At 62.9% G+C, this 12303-nt stretch carries 10 protein-coding genes; all 10 read right to left on the bottom strand.

Annotation, left to right across the window (positions count from 1 at the left end):
- Positions 1-15 precede the first annotated feature (15 nt).
- The 10 genes from pta to GC425_RS08255 all read right to left on the bottom strand — a co-directional run bounded on the left by pta (position 16) and on the right by GC425_RS08255 (position 12276).
- Positions 16-1434: a phosphate acetyltransferase gene (pta, locus tag GC425_RS08210; RefSeq protein WP_151844649.1), complete on the bottom strand. Its 1419-nt coding sequence runs from the start codon at positions 1432-1434 to the stop codon at positions 16-18.
- A 281-nt stretch (positions 1435-1715) separates the two neighbouring features.
- Positions 1716-2717: a sulfite exporter TauE/SafE family protein gene (locus GC425_RS08215; protein ID WP_257822986.1), complete on the bottom strand. Its 1002-nt coding sequence runs from the start codon at positions 2715-2717 to the stop codon at positions 1716-1718.
- 77 nt (positions 2718-2794) lie between these two features.
- Positions 2795-3544 carry a sirohydrochlorin chelatase gene (locus GC425_RS08220; protein ID WP_231699782.1) on the bottom strand — a complete coding sequence of 250 codons (750 nt, stop codon included), beginning with the start codon at positions 3542-3544 and terminating at the stop codon, positions 2795-2797.
- A 94-nt stretch (positions 3545-3638) separates the two neighbouring features.
- Entirely contained in the window at positions 3639-4988 is a 1350-nt protein-coding gene (locus tag GC425_RS08225) for a sulfate adenylyltransferase subunit 1 (protein ID WP_257822988.1), read from the bottom strand.
- A complete protein-coding gene (cysD, locus tag GC425_RS08230) occupies positions 4988-5935 on the bottom strand; it encodes a sulfate adenylyltransferase subunit CysD (RefSeq protein ID WP_187767931.1) in 948 nt (315 codons plus the stop codon). The genes GC425_RS08225 and cysD overlap by 1 nt, the downstream gene beginning before the upstream one ends.
- Entirely contained in the window at positions 5932-6726 is a 795-nt protein-coding gene (locus GC425_RS08235; protein ID WP_151842573.1) for a phosphoadenylyl-sulfate reductase, read from the bottom strand. The genes cysD and GC425_RS08235 overlap by 4 nt, the downstream gene beginning before the upstream one ends.
- Before the next feature lie 170 nt (positions 6727-6896).
- On the bottom strand, positions 6897-8750 hold the full coding sequence (locus GC425_RS08240) for an ABC transporter ATP-binding protein (protein WP_257822991.1): 1854 nt from the start codon (positions 8748-8750) through the stop codon (positions 6897-6899).
- Complete coding sequence (locus GC425_RS08245; RefSeq protein ID WP_151844655.1) at positions 8747-10324, bottom strand: ABC transporter ATP-binding protein; 1578 nt, start codon at positions 10322-10324, stop codon at positions 8747-8749. The genes GC425_RS08240 and GC425_RS08245 overlap by 4 nt, the downstream gene beginning before the upstream one ends.
- Positions 10325-10335: 11 nt before the next feature.
- Complete coding sequence (locus GC425_RS08250; protein WP_151844656.1) at positions 10336-10551, bottom strand: hypothetical protein; 216 nt, start codon at positions 10549-10551, stop codon at positions 10336-10338.
- Positions 10552-10575: 24 nt separating this feature from the next.
- Positions 10576-12276, bottom strand: a complete 1701-nt coding sequence (locus GC425_RS08255) for a nitrite/sulfite reductase (RefSeq protein WP_151844657.1) — start codon at positions 12274-12276, stop codon at positions 10576-10578.
- Positions 12277-12303 lie beyond the last annotated feature (27 nt).

The following is a 12303-nucleotide window of genomic DNA, read 5'->3' on the forward strand; positions in this document are numbered from 1 at the left end:
GTCGAGGGGATTTAACTACCCGGCCTGGATGGCCGTAATCGCAACAGTGTTGACGATGTCAGGCACGGTGGCGCCACGGGACAGGTCATTCACCGGCTTATTCAAGCCCTGGAGAATCGGTCCCACCGCCAACGCATCAGCCGTGCGCTGCACCGCCTTGTACGTGATGTTTCCGGCATTCAAGTCCGGGAACACGAACACGGTCGCCTTGCCGGCCACATCGGACCCCGGCATCTTCGACTGGCCGACGGATTCGACCACCGCGGCGTCGAATTGCAACGGACCATCCAGCTGCAGTTCCGGCGCACGGTCCCGAGCCATCTCCACAGCGGCGGCCACTCGGTCCACAGCCTCGCCGGAGCCCGACGTGCCCGTGGAGTAGGACAGCAACGCGACCTTCGGGTCGATGCCGAACTGCGCCGCGGTCTCCGCAGAGACGATCGCGATCTCCGCCAGCTGCTCGGAGGTGGGCGCAGGGTTCACCGCGCAATCGCCGAAGGCCCACAGCACGCCGTCCATCACCATGAGGAAAATGGAGGAGACAGTGGAGGCGCCCGGCTTGGTCTTGATGATCTGGAAGCTCGGCTTGATGGTGTGCGCCGTGGTGTGTGCGGCTCCGGAGACCATGCCATCGGCCATGCCCTTGTGAACCATCATCGTAGCGAAGTAGGAAATGTCCTTCATGGTCTCCCGCGCCTCGTCCAGGGTCACGCCCTTGTCCTTGCGCAGCTCCGCGAAGCTTTCGGCAAACTCCTCCAGCAGGCTACCCTTCGTGGGGTCCGTGAGGTGAGCGCCGGTCAGATCCAGCTTCAGCTCCTTCGCGCGGGCGGCGATCTGGGATGGGTCGCCCAGGATCGTCAGCTGGCAGACCTTGTCCTCCAGCAGCTGGTGGGCGGCCAGCAGGATGCGGTCGTCATCACCCTCCGGCAGGACAATGTGGGCTTTCTTGGCGCGCGCCTGCAGAATGAGGTTGCGCTCGAAGAGCTCCGGGCCGATGACCACGTCACGGTGCGAGGCACTCAGAACAGCAGAGGAATCCACCAGCGGAATGGCGTGGCCTTCGGACTCCAGGGCGTCCGATCCGGAGTAGGCGTCGCCCACGGTCCAGATGCCCTGGGGTGGGCGGCCGGCACGCACCAGCTTTCCGATGGCCAGCTGCAGGGCCACGCGGTCGTCCTCGGGCTCCGCGACCAGGAAGTGGGAGGCGCCGCAGGCGGCTGCCAGGCGAGAATCGAAGGTGGTTTCCCCCGTTCCCAGCAGCACGGAGCCGGTGGTGTTGTAAGCGACCTCCAGTGCTTCGGAGAAGTCCAGGGCGCCGGGGCGCAGCGTGTCGAAGATGTCGACGGCGTCCACCTGGCGAAGGAGATCGGAGCGGTGCCCTGCGGCTGCCGCGATGGGGCTAATAACAGAAACGATCTGTGCAGCCTCTGACATTCCTAAAAAACTACCTTTCGGATTGGTGCATCAGCGGCACATCACCGGCACATCAGCTCTGCCGCGAGCGGGTGGGCCGGGCAGTGCGTGATGCAGTGCGCGATGCAGTGTGATGCAGTGCGTGACGCATTACGTTTACCCATCCATTGTGCCCTAGAACACACTGCAGAGTCCGGCCGCTCCCCCGCAGCCCGCATTTGAGCACAAGAAAAGGGGCAATGAGCGCTTCTCATTACCCCTTGATGTGATCTACATCACTTATATGATTATGTAGGCTGTGCTTATACCTCGCTCGAGGTCGCCGAGCGCTCTTCCGTCGAAGTAGACATCGTCGAACGGGAGCCCTGCCCCTCACCCGCAGCCTTGCCATCACCAGCAGCGCCGCCGGTAGCCTCGCTGTCAGCGTCGTCGTTCAGGGACCCCTCCAGCAGCGAGGACGTGCGCAGGCGCACCAGCGCGAACAGCACTGCCAGGCCCACGGCAACCAGAACAACCACACCGGCCACGCCAAAGTAGTTCACCAGGCGGATACCGTTCAGCACGATCAGCAACGTACCGACCACCATGCCCAACGTGCGCGGCTTCACCACGGTCACGACCCACGCCGCAATCGGCGCGGCAATCGCACCACCGATCAGCAGACCAAGGACCGGCCTCCAGTTCTGCGTCAGCTCGTCACCCATGCCGAAGATAAAGCCAGCCACCGCCGCCGCGGTCACCAGGAACTCGGCGGTATTGACCGTACCGATGATGCGACGCGGCTCGGACTTGCCCACGCTCATCAGCGTGGAGGTGGTCACGGGGCCCCACCCGCCGCCACCGGTGGCGTCGAGCATTCCACCCAACAGACCCAGCACGCCCAGGCCCGTGCGGGCGCGCTTCGTGGGCGACATCGGCTTCGTCTCAATCCCGCCCTTCCATGGCAGGGACACGAAACGCACCAGCACGTAGGCACCCAGCAGCACCAGCAGCGTGGAAACCACCGGCTCCGCAGATTCCGTCGAGAGGTTAGACAGCAGATAGGCACCGCAGAACGCACCGATCGCGCCTGGGACACCCAGGGACAGCACCGTCGGCCAATGCACGTTCTTCAAACGCCAGTGGGACAGGCCCGAGAAGAAGGTGGTTCCGATTTCCGCAATGTGAACCGACGCCGAAGCGTGCGCCGGGGTCACTCCAGACAAAATCAACAGCGTCGTGGAGGTAACACCAAAAGCCATGCCCAGGGCGCCGTCGATCAGCTGGGCGACAACACCAACGAGGGCAAAAATGAGGATCTTCACGATCTACTCCTGATACATCAAGTGGGGTGGATAAAAGGGGATAAGGAAGCTCAGATGGTCTGGGTGTGGTGACCGAGCTAGGAAGGCATGGTGGCGGCGTCCGCGCGGGTCAGAACCAGCGGCGCCAGAGCCACACCCAAGTGAGAGGAATGCCAGCCGCGCTGCGGCATTCGGCAACGCTGCTTATCCCACAGGGTGCCTGGGGCAACGAAAAGCGGTTGAACGATGGTGTGTTCGTCGATAAAGGAATGAAACTCGTGCTCGATGGCCTGCGGGCCGGTGGCCACGAAGGACCGGGCCTGCACAGGCGTGCGGGAGCCGCCGGCGCGAGCACACATGCCGGACAGCTTGCGACCCACCACGGTGGTGAAGTCGGCAACAGTATCGTTGGCTCCACGGACCGAGGAGCCCACGGAGTACAGGGCAAGCCGGCCAACATGCGGCGCGTTACCGCCGTTGGCCCGGGTGGCCGAGGCCATCGCGAAGCGCGCAACCACCTCAGCCACGTCGTCCTCCGTGCCGAGCCCATCGGCTAGCACCAGGTCCAGCCCCGTCGCGGTCTGCGCGTCCTCCAGCGCCTGAGGCACATCGTGACGCATGTGGAACGCGCGCGTGAACAGCAGCGGCACCACCACAGCCCGGGTGTGGCCCGCCTCGGCAAGATCGGCTGCCACAGAGGTCAACGTATCCTGCGAGAAATCCAAGTGAGCCGCGCGCACCTCGCGATCCCCTTGCTCCGCCACGGCGCACGCAAGGGTGTCAATCACGTCATCCGCCTGCGGGTGCCGGGACCCGTGGGCGAGGATGATGATGGGTGCACTGTTCATGATGGTTATCCGTGGTTATCTGGTGTCTGTCAACGTTTCTCTCAAGGCTCACGAGGCTCACAAGGTTCTCAAGCCTCACAAGGCTCGACCGCCCCTAGAAATCCCAGCCGTCGTCCTCTGCCTCAGCAGTGGCCTGCTCGTCGATCAGCCCGGCGGTCAGGGTGTCGCCCGTCGACGGGTGGATCAGCAGCAACGAACCCACGTGACCGCCGCGGCGGTACGGCTCGATGGACAACGGCTCAGCCGTGGTGATCTTCACCGTGGCGATGTCGTTGAGAGCCAGGGAATCCGCATCGCCGTGCGCGATCTCATCCTGAGGACGGTTCTTGCCGGAGATGTCCAGGCGGGACACGATCTCGTCCACGCGACCGCGCACCAGCGCAGAGCCGTAGCGGACGAAGACGTTGCCACGCACCTTCAGCGGCGTTTCGGCCAGGTGGAACACCGTCGCGGAGAAGTTGTTGACCGGCTCCGGAACATCCTCCGCCGCGATCAGGTCGCCGCGGGACAGGTCAATCTCCCGGTCCAGGCGAAGAGTCACGGACTCGCCGCGCGTGGCCGTGGACTGCTCCCCCTCCGGACCGTCGATGCCCTCGATCACGGCCTTGTGACCGGCCGCCAGCACCGTGTCCCCCACGGACACCGCACCGGCTGCCACACGTCCGGCGTAACCGCGGTAGTCCGTGGCGTGGTCACGAATGACGATCTGAATGGGGAAACGCAGGCCGCGCACCGTGTCCTTATTTTCGACGCCCGGCGTGGCAGTCTCCAGGATCTCCAACACCGACGGCCCGGAGTACCACGGGGTGTTCTGCGAACGCTCCACCACGTTGTCTCCCAGCAGCGCGGAGGTGGGGATGATGTCCACCTTGTTCAGAGCAAGCTCGGAGACCAGCGCGTCAATATCGGCCTTCACGTCGTTGAACACCTGCTCGGAGAAGTCCACGGCGTCGATTTTGTTGACGGCAACGATGACGTGCGAAATCTTCATCATCGCAGCAACGGTCAGGTGGCGTCGGGTTTGCTCCAGCACACCGTTGCGGGCATCCACCAGGATGATCGCCAGCTCAGAGGTGGACAGGCCGGTGACCGTGTTGCGGGTGTACTGCACGTGGCCCGGGGTATCCGCCAGGATGAAGCTGCGCTTGTCCGTCGCGAAGTAGCGGTAGGCCACATCGATGGTGATGCCCTGCTCGCGCTCCGCGCGCAGACCATCCACCAGAAGCGACAGGTCCGGGTTCTCCAGGCCCTTGGCAGTGGACACGCGCACGACGGACTCGTACTGGTCCGCCAGAATGGACTTCGTATCGTGCAGAAGGCGGCCCACGAAGGTGGACTTACCGTCATCCACGGAACCCGCGGTGCACAGGCGCAGCGTGGGCAGCGCCTGCGCGGAGTGTTCTGCCTCCGTCACAGCAGAGGCGGTTGCAACATCGGCAGTCATCAGAAGTAGCCTTCCTTCTTGCGGTCCTCCATGGAGGACTCAGAGAGTTTGTCGTCAGCACGCGTCGCGCCGCGCTCAGTGGTGGTGGAGGTGCGGATCTCGTCGATCACCTGCTCGATCGTGGAGGCATCCGACAGCACGGCACCCGTGCAGGACATGTCACCCACCGTGCGGTAACGCACCGTCTTCGTGACGATCTCCTCGCCCTCCTTCGGGCCACCCCACTCGCCCGGGGCGAGCCACATGCCACCGCGCTCGAAGACCTCGCGCTGGTGAGAGTAGTAAATCTCCGGGATTTCTACCTCGCGGTCACGGATGTAATCCCAGATGTCCGCCTCGGTCCAGTTAGAGATCGGGAAGACACGGATGTTCTCCCCGGCCTGGTGACGGCCGTTGTACAGGCCCCACAGCTCGGGGCGCTGACGGCGAGGGTTCCAGCCACCGAAAGAATCACGCACGGAGAACACACGTTCCTTGGCGCGGGCCTTCTCCTCGTCACGGCGAGCACCGCCCAGGACGGCGTCGTATCCACGATTCTGAATGGTCTCCACCAGCGGCACGGTCTGCAGCGGGTTGCGGGTGCCATCGGGGCGCTCCTGGATCGCGCCGGAATCGATCCAATCCTGGACCTTCGCGACGTGCAGGGTCACCTTCGGGTCGGACGCGATCTTGTCGCGGAACTCAATGACCTCAGGGAAGTTGTGGCCCGTGTCCACGTGCACCAACTCGAACGGAACCGGGGCAGGGTGGAAGGCACGCTTGGCGAGCTCCAGCACCACCACGGAGTCCTTACCACCGGAGAACAGCAGCGCCGGGCGGTCGAACTGGCCTGCGACCTCGCGCAGGATCTCGATGGACTCCGCCTCCAGGCTAGCCAGGTGCGGGGACAGCTCCCGGGAGTTGCGGGAATCGTTGTCCGAGTGAACTGGTTGAACAGAAGTTGTCATGTGTGTAGTCCGCATTCCGTCTTGTTAGTTCCAGCCCAACGACCGGAGCGAGGATCCTCACCGGGCGCAACTGGAAGGGTGCAGGTGGCGCATCCAATAGATGGGTAGCCCTGCTTGGTCAGTGGGTTGATGATCAAGTCGTGATCGTCGATAAAGTTTTCTACTTCCTCATCGGACCAGGCCACGATCGGGTTGATCTTCAGGCGACCCGTGCGGTCCACCTCCAACACCGGAGTGTTGGCGCGCAGCTCATTATCCACGCGGCGCACACCCGTCACCCATGCCTCAAAAGGGTTCAGCATCCGTGCGAGAGGTTCGACCTTGCGCATGCGGCAACACGCCGTATTGTTGCGGCGGTAGAGGTCCTTGCCGTAGATCGAATCCTGCTCGTCCTTCGTGAGCGTTGGCGTCACGTTCGTCAGCGGCAGAGTGTAGCGCTCGACCACCTCGTCGCGGGTCTGGATCGTCTCCTCAAAGTGGTAGCCGGTGTCCAAGAACACCAACTCCGCGTTGTGCAAACGCCCCTCCGTGAGCTCCGCCAGGATGGTGTCCTGCATGGACATCGTGACAGCAATACGCCCCGTGACGTGCTGCTCAGCCCACTCGATCACCTCTTCTGCCGTTGCCCCTTCGAGCTGGTCATTCCACTGTGCAACGAGCTCTTCGTGCGCGGCACGCTGCTCATCACTCAGCGGAGTAGTGGTGGTGGGTTCACCCTCCGGGCTGATATTCGGGTCGCGGTAGTCATCCGCGTTACCGCCCAGAAGACCCACCGGAGCTAGGAAGCTCATGAGTACCTCTCGTCGATCTTTCTGCAATTTAGACTGATCTGTCTAGAAAACCTGACTCAAAGCGTAGACCAATCTGTTCACTTCGGCAAGAAACCACCCAACTTCGAGCCTCACACAGCCAATAAGACCAGGTAGAGGCACACAAAACCTATAGACTGCCTGGTCTATTTTTACCTGGTCTGATCGTCCGGCACATGAGCCGACCAGGCCGCCCACAAGCGGCTATAGCGCCCACCGGCAGCCAACAACTCCTCATGGCTACCCGACTCCACAACCCGCCCCTCATCCATCACCATCACCACGTCAGCCCGCATCGCCTGATCCAAACGATGCGCCACCACCAACGCACTACGCCCCTCAACCACACGCTCCGCAGCCAGCTCCAACTCCCCCGCCGCAGCCGACCCCGCCTCCGCCGTGGCCTCATCCATCACCACCACCGTCGGATCCATCAACAACACACGCGCCAACGCCACCTGCTGCGACTGCACCGGATCCAAACGAATCCCCATCGCCCCCACCTGCGTATCCAAACCCTGAGCCAACTCACCCACCCAGCGGGCAGCCCCCACCTGCTCCAACGCGCGCAGCATCTCCTCATCACTCGCCTGCTCCCGCGCAATCGACAGATCCTCGCGCAGCGAACCCGAAAACGTGTGCACCTCCTGGCTGACCATGGCCACGCGGGACGCGCGCTCGGCGTCGGATAAAGAAGACACAGCAACGCCATCCACCAGCACACGGCCAACGTCCGGCACGCGCAAGCCCACCAGCAGGGACGCCACCGTGGACTTCCCCGCACCCGAGGCACCCACCACGGCAACCATCTGCCCCGGCTCGATCACGAAGGAAATGTCCTTCACACCGGCGCTGGCGGCCGCGTGATCCTGGGCGGCATCCTGGCCGCCATACGCAAAGCTCACCCCATCCAGTTCCACGCGGCCACGCCGCTCCGGCGCAGCACCACCCGGCACCGGAGCAGGCGGATCAATCACCACCCCCACAATCCGAGCCAAGGACGCATAGCCCGACTGCACCGTGTCCAACACTCGCATCAACTGCATAATCGGCCCACGAATACGAATCATCATCAGCGCCGCCGCCGTCACCGCCCCCACCGTGACCACATCCCACCGCACCAACACAAAACCAATGGCCAGCACGCCGGCGACCAACACGAACTCGCACACCGTCATCCAGATCTGCAAGACCATCATGCTCATCCGCGCACGCACGCCCGTCGTCACCACCGCCTCCGACGCCCGCTCAATGCGCCCATGCATCACCGACTCCAGGCGGAACTCCCGCACCGTCCGCCGACCATGAATCGCCTCCAGAACCCACCGCGCACGCGTAGCCATCCACGCCCGCTCCCGCGCATAACGCCCCGGCGCGACCCGCAGATAATTTCGCGCCGCCCACACATAGATCGGCACCGTCACCACCGCCACCAGCAGCAGGCGGGGATCCAGGGTCAGCAAAGCCACCGACGTCGCACCGATCGTGAACACGCTCGTCGCTAAAATAGGTAGCGTTTCCGATACCGACGCCGACACCTGCGCCACGTCATCCGTCGACCGACTCACGAGCTCACCCGTGCCCGCGTCCTCCACCTGATGCAGCGGCAACCCTAAGGCGGTGCCCACCATCGTGGTGCGCAAGTCCGCGATCACGCGCTCGCACATCACGGACAGCACATAAAAGCCGGCGCCTTGGGCCACGCCGCCGCACAACGCCACGCCCAGCATCTTGAGGGCCACGATCAGGAGGTCGCGTGAGGCTTCGGAGGCTGTGTGTGCTGTGGCGCTGGAGGCTGTATCACCAGCGCTGGAAGTATGGACGCCCCGCACCACATCCACCACCTGCCCCAGCAGCTGCGGCATCATCACCGTGCACCACGCCCCCAGACATAGCAACGCCACCGCCAGCGCTGTCTTCCACCGCGCACCAGGGATCCGGGCAGCGTGGCGGGACACCTCCCGGCGCGTCTGCCCCCACGTGGCGAGAGGGAACGCTGTGCTCATCGGCCGGACTCCTCACCGCGTGTGTGTCTCGGCTGCGCTGTGTCACTCTGCTGCGCTGTGTCACCCGCCGCCATCCACGACCACGCCTGAGTCACCACCACCGTGGTCTTCCCTCTACGTGCCGCACGCACCCCCTCCACAATGCGGGCCTCCGTCATCGAATCCACCGCCGACGTAGGATCCTGCAACACCAACACCTCCGGATCAGCCGCCACCGCGCGCGCCAACGCCACACGCTGACGCTGACCACCCGACAACATCGAACCGCCCTCACCCACACGCTTCGATGCCCCGCCGGGGATATCTCCACAGCTCGCCGCATCCAACGCCGCCTCCGCCACCGCAGGATCCGGATGGACGTTATCCCCCACCGTCCCGTCGAACAGATCCGCCTCATGCGGAGCCACAATCGCCATCGACTTTGGCAACGCACCCACGCGCTCCAGCCACACGTGCGCCTCAGTGGGCGGGACCACCAGCAGCCCCGTCGGCAGACTATCCACCACCGCGCGCGCTTTGGACACCTCCATCGGATCATCAAACTCCGGCTCCGACGTCAGCACCTCCACCACACGCTCCGCCGACGCCCCCGACACCGCAATCCTCGACGAAAAGTTCTTTCCCAGCATCGTCATCGGTGTAATGATGAACTGCGTCAGCCCCACCACCGTAATCAACTCACCGATAGTCACCACGCCCTGAACACCCAGCCAACCAGCGAACATCCCCACCACAGCCACATACAATGCCCCCGTGAACTCCGTCGTGGCATTCAACCCCGCCTCAGCGGCATTCGTCCGCACCGTCGCATCATAAGCCTCATCCGAGACCACCCCATACCGACGCCGCACCGTCATCACCGCCCCCAGGCCCTTCACCACACGCAACCCCTGCACCACATCCGTCGCCGTCGCCGCCGCCCGCGCCAACGCCCGCTGACGCACCCCCGAACGCGACCGCAACGGACGCGCCGCCCGCAAAGAAATCGCCACAATAACCGGCCCCGCCAGCAACACCGCCACACCCAGTGGCGGATAAATCCACACGATCATCACACTCGTGTACAACAACGAGCCAATCTCCGCGACCGGGAACACCGTCAACATCACGATCTCAGACACACGCGCAGTATCCGTACTCGCAATCGACAACAACGCCCCCGCCGAACGCTCCCCCTTCATCCCACGCGGATCATTAATGCGATCCGTCACCGCCATACGCAACTGATGATTCAAATTCAGCGCGGAACGCTCCATGAAAAAACGACCACAGAACATCACCACCGCATTCAGCGCAAACACACCCAGCAACGCCGGAATCCACGTCGCCAACGCCGCCGCACTACCGGTCGCCACCGCCTGATCAATCGCCCGACCCACAAGAATCGGCACCGTGGCATTCGCCAAAAAACCCATCAACACGCACAACGACGCGATGATGCTCCACGGACGTTGAGAAAAAGCAACACGCGCCAACCACCGCGGCGCGGCGGCGTCGGGCACAGGGCGCGGGGTAACAATAAACGTCCGGGCAGGCCTGCTACGCCGACGCGAGAACACAGGAGGCACAATCATTCACCCAGCACTCAGACGAGGTTCAGGTGACCGTGAAACTTCACCGAAAAGACCCGCAAACACTCGCGACACTGCCACGCATTATCCGTCTCCATATCCGGAAAAAGATTCTCAGACATGCAATACGGGCAATTATTCACCGTCGCCCGGCGAGCATTCGGATGCCCCGTGCGCCCGCCAATCGCTTCATTCACAGACGGCAAAAAATCCTCATCAGGAACTGACATGGCACACTCCCTCAGCTAAATCAGTTAGACAAGCAGCTCGTCATCCGCACGCAGAACCCAATCGCGGAACTGCTCGCCCTCTTCGCGACCAGCCTTGAAATTCTCCACAATACGGACCACATAATCACCCAAATCCTTAGAAAAGACCTGGTTGCCGCGAACCTTCTTACCGAAATCAGGGCGCAGACCCACAGATCCACCCAGATGAACCTGGAATCCCTCCACGCGCTCGCCCTCATCCGTCGTGAGGATCTTGCCCGAGAAACCAATATCGGACAACTGCGTGCGGGCGCACGAGTTCGGACAGCCATTCAAGGAAATCTTCAGCGGCACATCCAGATCGCCCAGGCGCTCCTCCAGCTCATCCACCAATGCAATCGCGCGCTGCTTCGTGACCACGTGAGCCAGCTTGCAGTACTCCAAGCCCGTGCAGGAAATAATGTCCCGGCGGAACGCGGACGGCTGAGCACTCAAGTGCTCCTCGGTCTCCTCCAGTTCCTTGGCCAACTTCTCGGCATCCTCACGGGACAGATCCAGGAAGAGCAATTCCTTATCCGCCGTAGTGCGGATACGGGACACGCCATAGCGCTCCGCGGTATCCGCCAAACGCTGCAGCTGCTGGCCATCCGTGTGGCCCACGGTAGGCTTCACACCCAGGTAGACCTTCCCATCCTGCTGCTCATGAATACCCACATGATCACGGTAACCAGGCCACTCCTCCGGAGCATCACCATCGATCAAGGTGCGTCCCAGGTACTCCTCCTCCAACACCTGGCGGAACTTCTCAATACCCCAGTCAGCCACCAGGAACTTCAGGCGAGCACGGTTGCGCACCTTGCGGTAACCATAATCACGGAAGATCTTGACAACACCTTCCCAGACCTCCTGGACCTCCTCCAGCGGGCACCACACGCCCAAACGCTTCGCCAGCATCGGGTTGGTGGACAAGCCGCCACCGACCCACACGTCGAAGCCCGGGCCGTGCTCTGGGTGGACAGAACCGATGAACGCAACATCCTGCATCTCATGGGTCACGTCCTGGCGACCATTACCGGAAATGGCCGTTTTAAACTTACGGGGAAGGTTGTGGAACTCCTCCTTCAGGAGGGACTCTTCCTTGATCTTCTTGATCGCCGGGGTGGCGTCGATAATCTCATCCTTGGCGATCCCTGCAACGGGCGAACCGAGGATCACGCGCGGCACGTCACCACAGCCGAAACGGGTGTTCAGGCCGACGTTCTCCAGCTCATCCCAGATGGTGGGAACGTCCTCGATGCGAACCCAGTGGAGCTGCACGTTCTGGCGGTCCGTGAAGTCGGCGGTGTTGCGAGCGTAGTTCTCCGAGATGCGACCAATGGTACGCAGCTGCTCCGTGGACACCTGGCCGCCATCCAGGCGGATGCGCATCATGAAGAAGTTATCCTGCAGCTCAGCGTTGGTCAGAGTGGAGGTCTTCTCGCCATTCAAGCCCTGCTTGCGCTGGGTGTACATGCCCACCCACTTGAACCGTGGGGCGAGGTCAGCGGCCGGAATGGAATCAAAGCCTTCCTTGGAGTACACGTCGCGGATGCGCTGCATCACAGACAGGCCGGGGGCCTCCTGTTTGATGCGTTCGTCGTCGTTGAGGGGCTCAGTTCCGTCGACTTTCCACTGACCCTGTGGACGGGGCTTACGGGCTGGGCGCGCCTTCTTCGCGGGACGTGCAGGCGCTGGAGAGTCCGTCATGTCAATGCATCCTTTTCGTATAGACCA

The organism is Corynebacterium sp. zg254 (genome assembly GCF_024701495.1).
Classification (GTDB): Bacteria; Actinomycetota; Actinomycetes; order Mycobacteriales; family Mycobacteriaceae; genus Corynebacterium; species Corynebacterium zhongnanshanii.

Bases quoted from the DNA above. Each gene is read 5' to 3' on its own strand.
- pta (WP_151844649.1), bottom strand. From the start codon at position 1,434: ATGTCAGAGGCTGCACAGATCGTTTCTGTTATTAGCCCCATCGCGGCA.
- GC425_RS08220 (WP_231699782.1), bottom strand. From the start codon at position 3,544: ATGAACAGTGCACCCATCATCATCCTCGCCCACGGGTCCCGGCACCCG.
- GC425_RS08225 (WP_257822988.1), bottom strand. From the start codon at position 4,988: ATGACTGCCGATGTTGCAACCGCCTCTGCTGTGACGGAGGCAGAACAC.
- cysD (WP_187767931.1), bottom strand. From the start codon at position 5,935: ATGACAACTTCTGTTCAACCAGTTCACTCGGACAACGATTCCCGCAAC.
- GC425_RS08235 (WP_151842573.1), bottom strand. From the start codon at position 6,726: ATGAGCTTCCTAGCTCCGGTGGGTCTTCTGGGCGGTAACGCGGATGAC.
- GC425_RS08240 (WP_257822991.1), bottom strand. From the start codon at position 8,750: ATGAGCACAGCGTTCCCTCTCGCCACGTGGGGGCAGACGCGCCGGGAG.
- GC425_RS08245 (WP_151844655.1), bottom strand. From the start codon at position 10,324: ATGATTGTGCCTCCTGTGTTCTCGCGTCGGCGTAGCAGGCCTGCCCGG.
- GC425_RS08250 (WP_151844656.1), bottom strand. From the start codon at position 10,551: ATGTCAGTTCCTGATGAGGATTTTTTGCCGTCTGTGAATGAAGCGATT.
- GC425_RS08255 (WP_151844657.1), bottom strand. From the start codon at position 12,276: ATGACGGACTCTCCAGCGCCTGCACGTCCCGCGAAGAAGGCGCGCCCA.